The organism is Bifidobacterium platyrrhinorum, from assembly GCF_010667645.1.
GTDB lineage: Bacteria > Actinomycetota > Actinomycetes > Actinomycetales > Bifidobacteriaceae > Bifidobacterium > Bifidobacterium platyrrhinorum.
On sequence record NZ_WHZV01000001.1, the window covers coordinates 150,291 to 167,167 of the forward strand.

The following is a 16,877-nucleotide window of genomic DNA, read 5'->3' on the forward strand; positions in this document are numbered from 1 at the left end:
CGCGTCATACCGCGGCGCCGATGCCCGCCATCGCGCCCGTGCGCATCGGGGGCATCGAGGTGCCCACCCCGGTCGTGCTCTCGCCGATGGCCGGCGTGACCAACTGGCCGTTCCGCGTGATCTGCGAGGAATACGGCCCCGATGGCCTGTACGTCGCCGAGATGATCACCGCCCGAGCCCTCGTGGCCCGCAACCCCAAGGCCCTGCGCCTGTGCCGCTTCGCGCCCTCCGAGCGCGTGCGCTCGCTGCAGCTGTACGGTGTGAACCCCGCCATCGTCGAACAGGCGGCGAGGATCGTCGTCGACGAGGACATGGCCGACCACGTCGACCTCAACTTCGGGTGCCCGGTGCCCAAGGTGACGCGCCGCGGCGGCGGCTCGGCGCTGCCGTGGAAGACCGACATCTACACCGACCTCATCCGCCGCGTCGTCAGGGTGTGCGGCGAGGCCGGCATCCCGGTCACCGCGAAGATCCGCGTCGGCATCGACCATGACCACGAGACCTTCCTCGAAGCCGGCCATATCGCGCAGGAGGAGGGGTGCGCGGCCGTCACGCTGCACGCGCGCACCACCGCCGAATACTACGGCGGCCACTCCGACTGGAGCCGCATCGGCGAGCTCAAGGAACGGCTTGACATCCCCGTGTTCGGCAACGGCGACATCTGGGGCGCCGACGACGCGCTCGCGATGATCCGCGAGACCGGGTGCGACGGCGTGGCCATCGGCCGCGGGTGCCAGGGCCGGCCGTGGCTGTTCGCCGACATCAGGCACGCCTTCGAGGGGTCGGACGAACGGTTCAACCCCACGCTCGGCGAGGTGTGCCGTGTGATCCGCCGGCATGCGGGGCTGCTCGTCGAGTTCTACGACGGCGACGAGCGCATGGCCGTGCACGACCTGCGCAAGCATGTCGCCTGGTATCTCAAGGGGTTCCCGGTGGGAGGCTCCACGCGCAGGGCGTTCATGGAATGCGAATCCCTGGCCGACGTGGACCGCGAGATCGCCCGGCTCGACCCGGACGTCGAATTCCCCCCGCGCGTGGTGGACAAGCCGCGCGGGCGCGTGCGCTTCGCCAAGAAGGTGCATCTGCCGTACGGCTGGCTGGATTCGCGCACGACGAGCCACGAGGAGCGCGAGACGCTCTTCGGCGACGACCCCATGGACGCCAGCTACTGAAAAACCAACCCGCACCAAGCCCAAAATGCGTGTTACACGCGCGAAAATATCACACAATACGGCCTTGCCCTGCGCTAGTCTAGGGTGTAACCGTGAAGTGACAGGAGCCAAACGTGAGCGAGATCGCCCAGACTGAGTTCAACGACAAGACCAACATCAAGGTCGTCGGCGTAGGTGGTGCCGGCGGCAACGCCGTCAACCGCATGATCGCCGAAGGTCTGCAGAACGTTGAATTCCTTGCAGTCAACACCGATGCCAAGGACCTGCTGCGCTCCGAAGCGGACGTGAAGATCTCCCTGTCCGACCAGTCCAGCCGCGGCTTGGGCGCCGGCGCCGATCCTGAGAAGGGCGCCAAGGCCGCCCAGGACCACCAGTCCGACATCGAGGAGGCCCTCAAGGGCGCCGACATGGTGTTCGTCACCTGCGGCGAGGGCGGCGGCACCGGCACCGGCGCCAGCCCCATCGTCGCGCGCGCCGCGCACCAGCAGGGCGCGCTCACCATCGCGGTCGTCACCCGTCCGTTCTCGTTCGAAGGCCCCCAGCGCTCCGCGTCCGCCGAACTCGGCATCGACAACCTTCGCCAGGAGGTCGACGCGCTCATCGTCATCCCGAACGACCGCCTGCTCGAACTGTCCGACCGCTCCATCACGATCATGGACGCCTTCAAGACGGCCGATTCCGCGCTGCTGTCCGGCGTGCAGGGCATCACCGACCTGATCACCTCCAACTCCTACATCCACGTGGACTTCTCCGACGTCACCGCCATCCTGCGCGGCGCCGGCACCGCGCTGTTCGGCATCGGCTCCGCCCGCGGCGAGGACCGCGCCACCCAGGCCGCCGAGCTGGCCATCAGCTCCCCGCTGCTCGAGGAGAGCATCGAGGGCGCCCACGGCGCGCTCATCAACGTCGCCGGCCCCACCGACATCGGCCTGCAGGAGGCGTCCGCCGCCGTGGAGCTCGTGCGCAAGGCCATCCACCCCGAGGCCCAGATCATCTGGGGCCTCGCGCTCGACGACGCCTACGGCGACGAGGTGCGCGTCACCGTCATCGCGGCCGGATTCGACACCGCCAAGGAGGCCGCCATGAACGCCGCCTCCCAGCCGCTGACCGCGGCCCCCGTGCAGAACGCCGCCCCGGCCGTCCCCGCGGCCCCGGCCCAGCCGCAGCCCGCCCAGCCGGCTCCGAACGCCGCGCCGCAGCCGGCGCCCGGCGTGCAGCCCATCCAGCCGGTCCAGCCGCAGCCGGTCCAGCCGGAGACCCAGCAGACCCCGGTCCAGCCGGCCCCCGCGGCCCAGCCCGCATCGCCGTTCACCTTCGCCCCCGCGGGCGGCGCCACGCCGCAGCAGCCGTATCAGGAGTACCCGTACGCGCCCGACGCGAACGACCCGGGCGATCTCGACATCCCCGATTTCCTGCGCTGATCGTCGGACACCGACCGTTAGACGAAAGAAAGGACCTCAGACATGGCTGGGTTCATGAAGAACGCGATGTCCTACCTCGGCATGTCCGACGTGGCCGAGAGCGACGACGACTTCAACGTCGACGAGGAACCGGAGACCCCGGCCCCCGCGGGCCCGTCGTTCGATTCCGACCACACGGTGACGCCGATGCCCACCAAGCCCGCCGCGGCCGCCGCGGCGTCGCCGGCCCCGTCCGCGGCCACCGCCGGCCGTGGGCAGAACCCCTTCCAGGGCAGGCTCAGCCGCATCACCACCATCCATCCCAAGTCCTACGAGGACGCGCAGATGGTGGGGCGTGCGATCCGTGACGGCGTGCCCGTCGTGCTCAACCTCACCGGCGTGCCCGAGGCGATCGCGTACCGCATCGTGGACTTCTCGGCGGGCGTCGTCTTCGGCGTGCACGGCTCCATGGAGCGTGTCACCCCGCGCGTGTTCCTGCTCAGCCCCTCGCAGGTGAACATCAAGGTCGAGGAGCCGGCCGCCGCGAACACGGCGCGGGACCTGTTCGCCGACTGATCCCCTTTCCTTTTCGGCCGTCCCGTCTTCCCCGCGATGCGTTTCCCGCGGCGGTCGCCGCGGGGCATGCGTTCCCGGAACGGCCATGGTTCTCCATGCGTCCCTTCGGCATCCCGCCGGAGGGACGCCGTTATGTCCGGAGCGAACGTTCCGCAAGTCTTGGTACGGTGATGGCATGCTGTTGCTCCTGCTCAAACGCATCCTCGACGGAATCATCGACGCCTACATCACCGTGCTGTTCGTCCGCATGATCCTCGACTGGGTGTCCGTCCTCGCGCCGCGCTGGTATCCGAGGGGCGTCGTCGCATGGCTCATCGACGTCGTCTACCGTCTCACCGAACCGCCGCTGCGTTGGCTCAGGAGGTACATCCCGCCGCTGCGTCTGGGAGCCGTGGCGTTCGACATGGGCTTCCTCGTCCTCTATTTCCTGCTTGTCGTGCTGCGCGCGCTCGTCTGAACCGGTCCGCGCCCGTCCGGACACGTTGCATAAACGCGGGAAAACTGCGTGAATGCTGGGGGTACGTGGTAAGGTCATGTGTTGATACCAACGTAAGCGAGGCACAGCCCCAAAGCGAGGTGTAGATTTATGGCTCTGTTGACGCCTAAGGACATCAGGGAACGTACTTTCCAGACGGTGCGTTTCAAGGAAGGATATGACGTCGACGAGGTCGACGATTTCCTCGACCAGGTCACTGAGACCGTTGAAGCGCTCGGCAAGCAGGCCGTCGCCGGTCAGTCGACCCAGTCGCTGGGCCCGGACGTGACCGCCCTCAACAAGAAGATCTCCGAGCTGAACGCAACGGTGCAGCAGCTTCAGGGAGACAACGACAAGCTCAAGGCCGCCGCCCAGCAGGCCGCCGCGGGCGGCGACCAGGCGCAGGCCGTGGCCGCCAAGCTCGCCGAGGCCGAGGAGTCCAACCGCGCCCTCGCCTCCCAGAACGAGCAGCTCAAGGCCCAGGTGGACCAGCTGAACTCCCAGATCGACCAGCTCACCGCCCAGGCCGCCCAGGCCTCCGGCAACCAGGACGCCGTCGCCCAGCAGATCGCCGCCGTGCAGAAGGAGCGCGACCAGTTCCGCGCACAGAGCGAGGATCTGGGACGCAAGCTCGCCGCCTTCCAGCAGCAGGCCGCCGGTCTGCAGCAGCAGGCGCAGCAGGTCCAGGAGCTCACCCGTCAGCTCGAGGAGTCCAAGAAGCGCGAGAACCAGCTGCGCGAGCAGGTCTCCAAGGTCGAGCCCGACACCGAGACCGGCTCCCTGCGCAAGATCGCCGGCGCCGCCGCCGGCGCGGGCAGCGAGCCCGAGCGCGCCACCGCCATGCTCACCCTGGCCATGCAGCTGCACGACCAGTATGTGGACAAGGGCAAGGCGAAGGCCAAGGAGATCACCGAGAAGAGCCAGAACGATTACAACAACCTGATCGGCAAGGCCAACGACTACTCCAACCGCACCCGCACCGAGGCCGACGAGTACAACAAGCGCGTCCACTCCGACGCCGACGAGTACGCGAAGCGCACCCGCTCCGACGCCGACGCCTACTCCGTCAAGACCCGCCAGGATGCGGAGACCTACCTCGGCACCAAGCACAACGAGGCCGACCAGTACGAGGCCGAGGTCCAGCGCCGCGCCGCCGAGTACGACCAGAAGGTCCGCGCCGCCGCCGACGAGTACGGCAAGAAGACCCGTACCGCCGCCGACAACTACGGCGAGAAGACCCGCAACGAGGCCGAGGACTACGGCAAGAAGACCCGTACCGCCGCCGACGACTACGCCAACCAGGTGCGCGAGAACCTCACCAACGAAGCGAAGGCCATCGAAGGCAACATCCAGGGCCTCAAGCAGTTCGAGACCGAGTACCGCGCCCGCCTCACCGAGTTCCTCGGCCAGCTGGTCAACCAGGTGTCGGACAACAACACCTACAACCAGACCGAGCAGTCCGGCAACTGACGGTAGGTCGACACCCCGGTATGAACAAGGTTCACCATGGACGGCCGCGCGCTCGCGTGGCCGTCTTTGCATGTGTCGCGATCGTCGCCCTGGCCGCCGACCAGCTCACCAAACTGTGGGCGCTCGGCGCCCTGGGCGACGGCCGCACCGTCCGCGTGGTCCCCGGCCTGCTCTCGCTCACGCTGGTGCGCAACCCCGGAGCGTCCCTCGGGTTCGGTTCCGGCGCCACGTGGATGATCTCGTTGCTGGCCGTCGCCGCGTGCGTGGCCCTCGTGGCGCTCGCCGTGCGCACCGCGTCGATGGCGTGGTCCATCGCGTTCGCGTTGGCGTTCGCCGGCGCGCTCGGCAACCTCATCGACCGCGTCGTCTACGCGCAGGGCTTCCTCGACGGCAAGGTCGTCGACTTCCTCAACTACGGATGGTCGGTGGGCAACGTGGCCGACATCTTCCTCATGGTCGCGGGCGTCGCCATCGGCCTGATGATTCTGCTCAACGTGCCGTTCGGGGCGAAGGGCGCCTCCGCCGCGGGGAACGATGGGGCCCCGGGCGGGACCGGCGTGAAGGGCGAGTCGGCATGAGCCGCCTGGCCCCGGCGCCCGATGCGCTGATAGGGAGGCGTTTTGACGTCGCCGTATCCAAGATGCTCGGCGTCTCGCGTTCCAAGGCGGCTGAACTCATCGACACCGGCCAGGCCAGGGTACTGGGTCGCGCCATCGCCAAATCCGGCATCCTGCAGGCGGGGGAGACCGTCGAGTTCGATCTCGTGGAGGAACGCAAGGAGCCCGAGCCCATCGCCAACGACATGGCCGTCGTCTACGAGGACGACGACGTGGTGGTGGTCGACAAGCCGGTCGGCGTCGCCGCCCACGCGTCCGTCGGATGGACCGGGCCGACGGTGCTCGGTTCGCTGCGGGACCGCGGCGTGCACATCACCTCGTACGGCGCGGCCGGCCGGGAGGGCATCGTCTCCCGCCTCGACGTGGGCACGAGCGGGCTCATGCTCGTGTGCAAGTCGGATCTCGCCTATGTGGAGATGCGCCGTCAGTTCGCCGAACACGAGGTCGTCAAGACCTACCATGCGCTCGTTCAGGGATCGCTCAAGCAGGACAAGGCCACCATCGAGGCGCCGATCGGGCGCGCGAAGGTGTCCGATTTCCGCTTCTGCGTCACCCCCGCAGGCAAGCCGGCCGTGACCCACTGGGACGTGATGGAGCGGTTCGGTTCGGAGGCCACGCTCGTATCCGTGAATCTGGAGACCGGGCGCACCCATCAGATCCGCGTGCACTTCTCCTCCATCGGCCACCCGCTCGCCGGGGACCACATGTACGGCGCGAACCCGGTGCTGGCCGCCGAACTCGGTCTGGACCGGCAGTGGCTGCACGCCATGCAGCTCGAATTCCGCCATCCGCGCACCCGCATCTGGACGACCGTCACCTCGCATTATCCCGCCGATCTCGCCCACGCGCTGGGCGTGATGCGCACTCGTCACGCCGAGGACGCGGCCCGCGCGTCAGCCGCCGGCGACGCCGATTAGCGTCAGCGCCGCGAACGGCAGCAGCGTGCACGCGGCCACGGCCGACGCCACGGCCGCGCGCACGGCCACCGGTGCGCGGGCGCGTACGGATCGCGCCATCGAGGCCACGGCCATGCCCAGCGCGACCGTGGCGGCGGCCGGGGAACACATCAGCGATATCCCACCCGCCACCAAGGCCAGGACCAGCATCGGATCGTCGCCGTGCAACGCCACGGTGCCCAGCAGCCCGGCGGCCAGCAGCGCCGCCGAGACGAGCGCCAGCGCCAATGCGGGCGTCGCGAACCCATCCGTCGGGGGAGAGGGACGTCCCGCATCCGGGGTTCCGGCAGGGGACGTGCCGAACGGTGGTGGTTCGGTCATCGGAGTCTCCTTCGCGTCACGCCACGCGGTCCCGCCGCGTAGCGTCACGGTCCGGCGTGGCTCATCGTACGGGCGCGTCCATCACGGCGCCCTGGTCCCATCGTCGGCGATGACGGGCGCGGGATGCAACCACGGCCGGGGGATGTGTACGGAGCTCCTCCCGCAAATCTTCACATGCTCACCTGGACGGCAGGTCCGTGCCCGCCGTACCGCCGTATTCGCGCGCGAGATGCTCGCCGGTGAGCCTCAGCCGTTCGCGCAGCGACGACGGTTCGAGGATCTCGATGCCGCGGCCGTCGGCGTACTGCAGGGCCCACCACAGGGTGGCACGTTCGTTGGCGACGACGCGCACCTCGTATTCGGATTCGCCGGTGCGGGTCACGGACGCATCGTCGAACCAGTCGTAGAGGGGCTCGAGCGACCCGGTGATGCGCATGCGGATCGGCACCGCCTCGCCGGTGACCGGGTAGGGGCGTTCGTTCATGTGCGCCACGACGTCGAACGGGGTGCCCGGCACGGCGCTGAAGCTGTCGAGGCTCCGCTCGAGCGTGTGGTCGGCGTCGCTCATCGTCAGGTCGCGTAGACGTTCGACGTGCAGGTAGGACAGGTCGTCGTACGGGTGCATGTGGCACACCAGGTAGTACATGTTGTTCTTGTACATGAGATGGTACGGGTCCGCATGGTATTCGCGCGCCGTGCCGTCGGCGTCGCGGCGGGGCACGAGTTCGCCGTCGATGTCGTACGTGCAATAGCGGAACGTGATGGCGCGCTCGTGGGCGATGGCGTCGTCGAGCAGCTCGATGGTGTTGAGGAACTCGGTGTTGTGGTTCCTCGGCGTGGACATCCTCCCCGGGCCGTACGGCCGGTCGGCCCGTCCCGCGAACGCATGGACCTTCGCCACGAGGTCGCGCAGGTAGTCGCCGTCCGAACGGGAGAGCATGGCGCCGTCGGTGAGCAGGCGCATCTGCGCCGTGTCGAGGATCGGGTCGATGGTCCAGCCGGGGCGGGGGTCGGCGCTTTCCGCATGCGCGAGGTCGGCCCGGCCGATGCGCCGCACCCGCCGCCCGAACGGGGACATGGAGCCGAGCGTGCGCAGATGCCCGCGCACCGTCTTCTCGTTGACGTCCAGCGCCTCGGCGATCTCGGCCGCGGACAGGCCGTGCTCGCGGTCGGTGCGGGAATCGAGCAGTTCGAGGATCTCCACCACGATCTGCGCGGTCGAGGAGGCGGGCGTCTCCCGCCCCTTGGTTCGGGCCATCACGCGTTCCTTCCCATGGCGGACCGGATACGACTACCTGCGATTATAGGGAATCCGGCGGGTGCGGGAGGACGCCGCCGGGGCCCGTGGCGTTTCCGCGGAACGCCCCGCGGCACCGCGGGGACCGGGGAGGCCCGGCGAGGGAGTGAACAGGGCGTGCGGTAGTCTGGTGGGCATGGCAAATTCGGGAAACTTCGTGCACCTGCATAACCACACGCACTATTCGCTGCTCGATGGGGCGTCCAAGATCCCGGACCTGGCCAGGCACGCGGCCGAACTCGGCATGCCGGCCGTCGCCATCACCGACCACGGCAACATGCACGGTGCGTACGAGATGTACACGAACTGCGTGTCCGCCGGCGTCAAGCCGATCATCGGCATCGAGGCGTACGTCACGCCGGAGACCGCCCGCCAGGACAAGTCCCGAGTGCACTGGGGCACCGAGGACCAGCGCCGCGACGACGTCTCCGGCGGCGGCCTGATCACGCACATGACCATGTGGGCGGAGAACGACGAAGGCCTCGTCAACCTCATCAAGGCGAGCTCCGTGGCGAACCTCGAAGGACGCGTCATGCGCTACCCGCGTATGGACAAGGAGGTGCTCGCCACCTATGCGAAGGGCGTGATCGCCTCCTCCGGGTGCCCGTCGGGCATCATCCAGACCAGGCTCAGGCTCGGCCAGTTCGACGAGGCGCTGCGCGCCGCCGGCGAGTTCCAGGACATCTTCGGCCGTGACAACTTCTACATCGAGCTCATGGACCACGGCCTGAAGATCGAGAGGGAGGTCACCTCCGGGCTGCTCGACATCGCGAAGAGGCTGGGCGCGCCGCTGCTGGCCACGAACGACTCCCACTACGTACGCGCCGAGGACGCGGAGGCGCAGGACGCGATGCTGTGCATCAACTCCGGCTCGCACCTGGACGACCCGGACCGGTTCAAGTTCGACGGCACCGGCTACTACCTCAAGCCCGCCGAGGAGATGCGCGAGCTGTTCCGCGAGTTCCCCGAGGCGTGCGACAACACCATCGAGGTGGCGGAACGCTGCAACGTGATCTTCGACGACCACGAGGACGGCGCGTTCATGCCGCAGTTCGACTGTCCCGAGGGATGGGACGAGGCGTCGCTGTTCCTCAAGAAGGTCGAGGAGGGCCTGGAGCGCCGCTACGAGGGCAACGTGCCGATCGAGGTGTCCAAGCAGGCCGACTACGAGTGCGGCGTGATCTGCCAGATGCAGTTCTGCGGCTACTTCCTGGTGGTCGCCGACTACATCCAGTGGGCCAAGGACCATGGCATCATGGTGGGGCCGGGCCGAGGCTCGGCGGCAGGCTCCATGGTCTCCTACGCGATGGGCATCACCGAGCTCGACCCGCTCAAGCACGGTCTGATCTTCGAGAGGTTCCTCAACCCGGAACGCGTGTCCCTGCCGGATATCGACGTCGACTTCGACCCGGACGGCCGCCTCGACGTCATCGACTACTGCGGCGAGAAATACGGACGCGACAAGGTCGCCCAATGCGTGATCTACGGCGTCATCAAGACCAAGCAGGCGCTCAAGGACTCGGCGCGCATCATGGGCTACGAGTTCGCCATGGGCGACAGGGTCACCAAGGCGCTGCCGCCGAGCAAGAACGGCAAGGACGCGTCGCTCAAGGAGATCTTCGACCCCACGTCCAAGCGGTACGCGGAGGCGCGCGAGTTCCGCGAGCTGTACGAGTCCGACCACGACGCGCACCAGATCATCGACAAGGCGAAGACCATCGAGGGCCTGATCCGCCAGACCGGCGTGCACGCCTGCGCCACCATCATGGGAAGCGCGCCCATCACCGACACGTCGCCGCTGCTGGAACGCACCGACGGCACCGTGACCACCACGTTCGAATACCATACGTGCGAGACGCTGGGCCTGGTCAAGATGGACTTCCTGGGCCTGTCCAACCTCACGGTCATCCAGGACACCCTGAAGAACATCGTGGCCAACGGCAAGGAGGCCATCGACTACACGAAGATCCCGCTCGACGACAAGGCCACATACGAGCTGCTGTCGCGCGGCGACACGCTCGGCGTCTTCCAGCTCGATTCCGACGGCATGCGCTCCCTGCTCAAGATGCTCAAGCCCGACAACTTCAACGACATCTCCGCACTGATCGCCCTGTACCGCCCCGGCCCGATGTCGATGGAATCGCACATCAACTACGCCAAGCGCAAGAACGGGCTGCAGAAGATCACCCCGATCCATCCGGAGCTCGACGAGCCGCTCAAGCAGGTGCTCGATGAGACGTACGGCCTGATCATCTACCAGGAGCAGGTGCAGTCCGCGGCGCGCATCCTCGCCGGCTATTCGCTGGGCAAGGCCGACGTGCTGCGCCGAGCCATGGGCAAGAAGAAGCCCGAGGTGCTGGCCAAGGAGAAGATCCCGTTCTTCGCGGGCATGAAGGAGCACGGGTACTCGGAGGAGGCCGCGCAGGCCGTGTGGGACGTGCTGGTCCCGTTCTCCGGCTACGCGTTCAACAAGGCCCACTCCGCCGCCTACGGCCTGATCTCCTACTGGACCGCGTACCTCAAGACCCACTACCCGGTCGAGTTCATGGCCGCGCTGCTGCAGGGCACGAAGGACAACAAGGACAAGACCGCCCTGTACCTGGGCGAGGCGAGGCGCATGGGCATCCAGGTGCTCTCTCCGGACGTCAACGAGTCGCAGTTCGCGTATTCGGCCGTCGGCGACGTCGTCCGCTTCGGCCTGGGCGCCATCCGCAACGTGGGCGACAAGGCGGTGGCCGACATCGTCGCCGAACGCGGCGGCGAGCACGGCAGGTTCGTCAACTTCATGGACTTCATCCGCCGCGTGCCGCTGACCGCGCTCAACAAGCGCCTCGTCGAATCGCTCATCAAGGCCGGCGCGTTCGACTCCATCGACCCGAACCGCCGCGCCCTGTTCCAGATCCACGAGACCGCCATCGATTCGGTCGTGGGCCTGAAGCGCAAACAGGCGGAGGGCCAGTTCGACCTGTTCTCCGACGACGAGGACGGCGGCGCGGAGGCGATGGGTGACGCGTCCGTCACCGTGCCCGACGTGGAGGAGTGGGACAAGAAGACCAAGCTCAACTTCGAACGCGAGATGCTCGGCCTGTACGTGTCCGATCACCCGCTCTCCGGCATGACCGCCGTGCTCGCCGGCCTTCGCGAGATGTCCATCGCGCACCTCGTCGACCGGGCGAAGACGATGGGCGAGGGCCAGCAGGTCACGCTGGCCGGCCTGGTCACCAGCGTGGACCGGCGCGTGTCCAAGAAGGGCAACGCGTGGGCCATCGTCACCATCGAGGATCTGGAGAGTTCCATCCAGTGCCTGTTCTTCGGCAAGGTGTACGAGGCGGCGGCCGCCGAGCTGGCCGTCGACCAGGTGGTGCAGATCCGCGGGCAGGTGGAGCTGCGCGACGAGACCGTGTCGCTGCGCGCCACGGAGATGCAGGTGCCCGTGCTTGAATCGGTGGATGAGCGGCCGCTCGTCATCACGCTGCCCGAGGTGGCCCTCGACCGCACGCACATGATGCGTCTCGGCCAGGTGCTCACCGGCCATCCCGGCTACTGCGAGGTGAAGCTCGCCGTCCTCGACGAGAAGGGGGCCGCCGAGGTGTTCACCTTCGGCGACCGTTTCCGCGTCAAACGCGACACCTCGCTGTTCGCCGAGATCAAGATCCTCTTCGGCCCCGGCTGCCTGCCCGCGGCGTAGGGCCCCGCGGGCAGGACGTCGCCGGTCATCCGGTCATCCGGTCAGCGGCGCAGCGGTTTGAGCTGGAACACCTCGTCGGACTGGTCCGCCACGGCGGGGGAGTGCGTCACGATGATCACGCACCTGCCCTCCTCATGGGCGAGCGTGCGGAAGATCGCCATGATGTCGTCCTGCGTGGCCATGTCCAGGTTGCCGGTCGGCTCGTCCGCCAGGATGACGTCCGGATCGTAGCCGAGCGCGCGGGCGATGGCCACGCGCTGCTGTTCGCCTCCGGACAGGTGCAGGATGCGCTCGTTCGCGTATTCGGCGGGGAGCCTCACCTTGGCGAGCAGTTCGACGACCAGGTCGTGCTTCGGCCGGTCGAACGTCTTGCCCGACGCCTCCATCGACAGCGTGATGTTCTCCTCCACCGTCAGGGCGGGCAGCAGGTTGAAGCTCTGGAAGATCACGCCGATGTCGTGGCTGCGGAACCGGTAGCGGTCCGCCTTCGCCAGGTCGCCGCCGTTGTAGAGGATCCTGCCCCCGGTGGGCGTGGTGAGCCCGGACAGCAGCGAGAGCACGGTGGTCTTGCCGGCGCCGGACGGGCCGACGATCGAGATGACCCGCCCCGCGTGGAAGTCGTGGCTCAGGTCGTCGACGACCTTCTTGCCGCCCTTCGTGTACGAGTAGGAGACGTGGTCCATGGCGAGCACGGCGCGGGGTGCGGCGCCTTGTGCGGGCGTCTCCGTCGCGTTCCGCGGGATGGGGGCCTCGCCGGTGCCGGCGGGGACGGTCGTTCGGATGGTTTCGGTTTCGGTGGTCATGATGGTGTCCTTCTTCGGAGGGGGGTCAGGAACGGTCGGCGAGGATCTGGAGCGGCTCGTAGCGGATGATCGCCACGATGCCGGCCAGCGCGGAGACGAGCGTGAGGGCGAGGCCGATGAGCACGAGCTGGCCGACCACCTTGAGGTTCACGGTGGCGTCGATCTCGCTGACATAGTCGACCGCCTGCGAGAACCCGCCGGGGCCGCCGGAGCGCGCGGGCTGGGAGGACTGCGTGTCGGACGAGGAACCGGAATCGGAGGAGCCCGAGGAACCGTCCGAGGAATTCGACTGCCGCGACCCGGTCGAGGAACCGTCCGAGGACCCCGACGACGAGCCGCCGGGCGCGCCGGGCATGTCGGCGTCGCGGCCGAACTGCGCCTGGCGGCTGGACGCCTGGGACTCCTGCGAGGAGACCTGCTGGGCGAGCAGCTGGTTCGACACGGGCACCGAGGCCGCGGCGCCGCCGGCCACGCCGAGCGCGATGCCGATCATCGTGACGATGAGCAGCTCGACGACGAACTGCGCCGCGACCTTCGACTTGCGGATGCCGATGGCGGTGAGCACGCCCACCTCGTACTTGCGCTCGCGCACGTTGAACAGGTTGAGGACGATGAGCACCACGGCGCCCACGGCCAGCACGATGATCAGCAGCGTCAGCGCGAACCTGGCGAGGTTGTCGAGCGGCACGAGGCTGGACTCGTAGTTCTCCACGTCCGCCGAGGAGACGGTGTACGTGTCGTCGAGGCCCGCCTTCTCGACGTCCTTCGCGAAGGTCTCGTAGTCGTCCTTGCTGCCGAGCACGTAGGTGAAGCTCAGCTGGGTGCGGGATGCGGAGGTCTGCGTGGTGGCGGAGGAGTCCGTGGACGAGGAATCCGAGGAGTCGGAGGAGCCGGTCGATTCGGTGGACAGGCCGAGCTTTTTCAACGTGCTCACCGACGTGTAGATCGCGTTGTCCGGGTCGGAGGAGGTGCCGCCCATCGGACCGTTCGCGCCCGTGTTCTCGGAGGTTGTGTTCTTGTAGATGCCCACGATGGTCAGCTCGTAGGTCGTGTCGTCCCCGGACAGGTCGGCCACGGTGATCGTGTCGCCCACCTTCAGGCCGTTGAAGTCGGCCAGGGCCTTCGAGATGATCACATCGCCGTCGGAGGAGGAATCGTATCCGAACACCTTGCCGCCGGACATCGTGAACGTGCCGTTGGAGGCGGCGGCCACGGCCGAGTCGGAGGAGAAGCCCACGAGCGAGAAGTCCCCGGAGTCCATGCCCATGCCGCCGCCCTGGCCGACCATGCCGCCCGGGCCCGCGCCCTGGCCGTCGCCGGCGGACGACGCGTCGGAGGAGGCCGAGGAATCGGAGGAGCCGGACGAGTTCGCCTCGTTCGACGTGGTCGACTCCACCGGCTGGAACGCGTCCGTGGCGTTCACCGACGTGGTCTCCGTGTAGTACGTGGACACGCTCACGCTGGAGGCCTTCGCGTACTTCTCGTATTCGGACAGCGACAGCGAGGACTGGTCGAGCGCCTCGCGCATCGCGTCCACGTCCGGCTTGCCGGACGAATCCGACGAATCGGACGAATCCGATGATGATGACGCCTTCTGCGCCTTGCTCATCATCGCCTCGCGGTCCACGCCGATGGTGGCGGTCACGCTCGTGGAGCTCAGACCGTCCTCGCGGGCCGTTTCGGCCGCGCCGCGGATGGCCAGCCCGATCGTCGCGGCGGCCGCGATGATCGCGACGATGATGACGATGAGTATGTTGCGGCCTTTGTTGCGCACGACCGACCGCCATGCGTTCTTCAACACGAACATGGGTTGTTCCCCTATGCGTCCACGCGCGCGGCCCTGTGCCCCGCGCCTCTCGCCCCAGCATGGGACGCGAGCTTGGAAGCGGGCTTGCCCCATGCTGGACGTCGGTCGGTGGACTTCGGGGGTATCTCCTCCGCGTTCTCTGAATGGAAGCTGGATATGCCGTGCCGCCAGCGCCCGCCGCCGGTGCGCTCGCCGGCGTCGTCACCGTCCGACGCGATCGAACCCGGCGTGTTCGCCCGGCGCCTGGTCGGTGTGGTTCGTCATCCTCCCCTCGTAGTACAGCGTCTGCCTGAGCTCGCCTTCGATGATCCCGGCGAAGTGGCGTTCATGGGTGGTCACCGCCGGTCCTCCCAGATCGGAGGCGTTGCGGTACGCGGCCTGATGGTATTTGAGCCAATGGCTCAGTTCCTGCGTCTTCGACGGATCGGCCACCGGGGCGCCCGCATACGGGCTGTTCCCCCATACGTTGGAGGCGACGCCCGGCGAGCAGGAGCCGTCGGTGTTGAGCGTGGGCCCCTGCCGGTCCGGGGTAGGCTGCACGGTGCCGCGCACCGTCATCCATTGTTCGGTCGCCGGGTTCTCGGCGCCGTCGAGCGAGGCGACGAGCTCGTCCTCGATCTCGATGCTCGTCACCCACGTCTTCGAAGGAACCGGATGGTTCGCCACCGGGGAGCCGGCCGTCACGATATGCCGGATGTCAAAGCGTTCCGACTCGTCGGCGGCTATGGCGGCGGCCACGATGCCTCCCTGCGAGTGCCCGACCATCGCCACGGGCTCGTCGGGGCCGATGCCCGCCCGTTCCATCGCCTCGACCACCATGCGGGCGCTGTCGGCGCGCCGCCGGCGTTCGGGGTCGTCGCTCATCAGCTCCACGTTCTGCTCCCATCCGAACGGCGAATCGCCCCTGCCGTCCGTGCCCGGGATCGTGACCAGCCAGGCGTTCGTGCCGTCGGCGCGCTCGTAGCGCTGCACGGCGACGGTGGCGTAGCCGAGCCCGGAATCCAGGTCGATCCTCCCGAGGCGCTCCTCGGCGAGCCGGCGCAGGTTCTCCAGCGAGTCTTCCACCGAGGCGGACGCGCGCACGACCTCGGTGCGTGCCGTGACCTGCCGGACCTGGAGATGATCGCCCTGCACGATGTCCTTGAGGGGGCCGGTGACGTTGGCGATCTTGCCCGCGGCCTTGTTCACCTCGTCCGTATGGGGCACCCCCTTGCCCGGGACGATGCCGGCCACCAGCGCGCCGACGCCGCTCATATACCCCTCCTGGAACGTCGAGGTGACCCAGGACGAGGCGGCGGGGTTCGGCCGGCCCTCGACCAGCCAGCTTCCCGCCAGCCCGCCGACGGCGGCCGATCCCATGATCCACGTGGCCCATCCGGGCAGCAGCTGCGTCCCCGCCTGCGTGAGTTCGGTGACGGCGCGGCGCACGCCCGCCTCCGCCTCGGAATACAACCCGTGGGCGCGGATGAGCAGGTCCGCCATGCCGCGCATCTCGTTGCCGGTCCGCTCCAGCTCCCCGGCGCGGGACCGGCAGGCGGCGATCAGGCGGTCGTAGGGGAGTGTCTCATGGCCCTGCGCCGCCGCTGCGGGCGATCCCGAGGCCAGCGCGGGGCACAACGGCGCGCCGACCCGTTCCGAGCCGAGCCGTAGGGCGGCCTGCGACCATGCGGACGCCTGCGCGCACAGGCCCGCGCCCGCGTCGTCCAGCGCCGTGGCGGCGGCGCGGTATTCCTCCTGCGTGGCCGGCGACGATTGGTGTCCGCCATGGATATGGGAGACGATCTGCCAGTTCATCGAAACCTCCTCACACGATCCGTACGGTGGCGGCGGCGTCGCCGTCGTGCGCGTCCAACGCCGCGCGGATGGAGGTCAGACGGTCCCGGAACAGCAGGGCGGCATTGCCCTCCCAATCGATGCCGCGCGAGGCGGCGAGCGCCGTGCGGGCCGTGTCCGTGACCGTGGCCGTCGTGGCGGCGAGATCGATGATGCGTTGCCGGCCGGCTCTCGCCGTCTCGTGGCACCGGCAGCCGGAGGCTTCGAACATGGGCGTCGGCAACGCGCCGAAGGGCGACGGGGTCGTCGACCCGCCGGAGAGGGTGGCGGGGCCGAACGCCGTCGGCGAGCGTCGTCCGTGGAGCGTCGGCGGTCCGCCGTCGATGATGCATATGGTGTCCATGCCGCCATTGAACTGCGGATCGTCCGGTGCCGTCCAGCGTGCGCGGGGCATGTGGTCGGAGGTCCCGGTTATCCACATATCCGACAAGACCGTTGGCATGAACGGGGCCGGGAATACGG

At 68.3% G+C, this 16,877-nt stretch carries 14 protein-coding genes; 8 read left to right on the forward strand and 6 right to left on the reverse strand.

Annotation, left to right across the window (positions count from 1 at the left end):
* Nucleotides 1–20 precede the first annotated feature (20 nt).
* From dusB to GFD21_RS00620, 7 genes are all read left to right on the forward strand, one after another.
* Nucleotides 21–1,172, forward strand: coding sequence for a tRNA dihydrouridine synthase DusB (gene dusB, locus GFD21_RS00590; protein ID WP_404801546.1), 1,152 nt, complete (start codon nt 21–23; stop codon nt 1,170–1,172).
* 113 nt (nt 1,173–1,285) lie between these two features.
* Nucleotides 1,286–2,593, forward strand: a complete 1,308-nt coding sequence (ftsZ, locus tag GFD21_RS00595; RefSeq protein WP_163195989.1) for a cell division protein FtsZ — start codon at nt 1,286–1,288, stop codon at nt 2,591–2,593.
* A 42-nt stretch (nt 2,594–2,635) separates the two neighbouring features.
* Entirely contained in the window at nt 2,636–3,148 is a 513-nt protein-coding gene (locus GFD21_RS00600) for a cell division protein SepF (RefSeq protein WP_163195990.1), read from the forward strand.
* A 175-nt stretch (nt 3,149–3,323) separates the two neighbouring features.
* The gene (locus GFD21_RS00605) at nt 3,324–3,605 is read left to right on the forward strand and encodes a YggT family protein (protein WP_163195991.1); all 282 of its coding nucleotides are present in this window, start codon (nt 3,324–3,326) and stop codon (nt 3,603–3,605) included.
* 129 nt (nt 3,606–3,734) lie between these two features.
* On the forward strand, nt 3,735–5,093 hold the full coding sequence (locus GFD21_RS00610; RefSeq protein WP_163195992.1) for a DivIVA domain-containing protein: 1,359 nt from the start codon (nt 3,735–3,737) through the stop codon (nt 5,091–5,093).
* A gap of 20 nt (nt 5,094–5,113) precedes the next feature.
* Nucleotides 5,114–5,671 (forward strand): signal peptidase II, encoded by a 558-nt coding sequence (lspA, locus tag GFD21_RS00615; RefSeq protein ID WP_163195993.1) that lies wholly within the window; start codon nt 5,114–5,116, stop codon nt 5,669–5,671.
* Nucleotides 5,668–6,627 carry an RluA family pseudouridine synthase gene (locus GFD21_RS00620; RefSeq protein WP_163195994.1) on the forward strand — a complete coding sequence of 320 codons (960 nt, stop codon included), beginning with the start codon at nt 5,668–5,670 and terminating at the stop codon, nt 6,625–6,627. Before lspA ends, GFD21_RS00620 begins: the two co-directional genes overlap by 4 nt.
* On the opposite strand, the gene GFD21_RS00625 is transcribed toward GFD21_RS00620, so the two are convergent.
* Nucleotides 6,604–6,987: a hypothetical protein gene (locus GFD21_RS00625; RefSeq protein WP_163195995.1), complete on the reverse strand. Its 384-nt coding sequence runs from the start codon at nt 6,985–6,987 to the stop codon at nt 6,604–6,606. The two genes, GFD21_RS00620 and GFD21_RS00625, sit on opposite strands and share 24 nt — an antisense overlap.
* 178 nt (nt 6,988–7,165) lie before the next feature.
* Nucleotides 7,166–8,245 (reverse strand): helix-turn-helix transcriptional regulator, encoded by a 1,080-nt coding sequence (locus GFD21_RS00630; protein ID WP_163195996.1) that lies wholly within the window; start codon nt 8,243–8,245, stop codon nt 7,166–7,168.
* 175 nt (nt 8,246–8,420) lie between these two features.
* On the opposite strand from GFD21_RS00630, the gene dnaE reads away from it, so the two are divergent.
* The gene (gene dnaE / locus GFD21_RS00635; RefSeq protein ID WP_163195997.1) at nt 8,421–11,972 is read left to right on the forward strand and encodes a DNA polymerase III subunit alpha; all 3,552 of its coding nucleotides are present in this window, start codon (nt 8,421–8,423) and stop codon (nt 11,970–11,972) included.
* 41 nt (nt 11,973–12,013) lie between these two features.
* On the opposite strand, the gene GFD21_RS00640 is transcribed toward dnaE, so the two are convergent.
* From GFD21_RS00640 to GFD21_RS00655, 4 genes are all read right to left on the reverse strand, one after another.
* A complete protein-coding gene (locus GFD21_RS00640) occupies nt 12,014–12,775 on the reverse strand; it encodes an ABC transporter ATP-binding protein (RefSeq protein ID WP_163195998.1) in 762 nt (253 codons plus the stop codon).
* Nucleotides 12,776–12,800: 25 nt separating this feature from the next.
* Nucleotides 12,801–14,582, reverse strand: coding sequence for an ABC transporter permease (locus tag GFD21_RS00645; RefSeq protein WP_163195999.1), 1,782 nt, complete (start codon nt 14,580–14,582; stop codon nt 12,801–12,803).
* Nucleotides 14,583–14,783: 201 nt separating this feature from the next.
* A complete protein-coding gene (locus GFD21_RS00650; protein WP_163196000.1) occupies nt 14,784–16,376 on the reverse strand; it encodes an alpha/beta fold hydrolase in 1,593 nt (530 codons plus the stop codon).
* A gap of 10 nt (nt 16,377–16,386) precedes the next feature.
* On the reverse strand, nt 16,387–16,758 hold the full coding sequence (locus tag GFD21_RS00655) for a hypothetical protein (protein WP_225431511.1): 372 nt from the start codon (nt 16,756–16,758) through the stop codon (nt 16,387–16,389).
* Nucleotides 16,759–16,877: the final 119 nt, after the last annotated feature.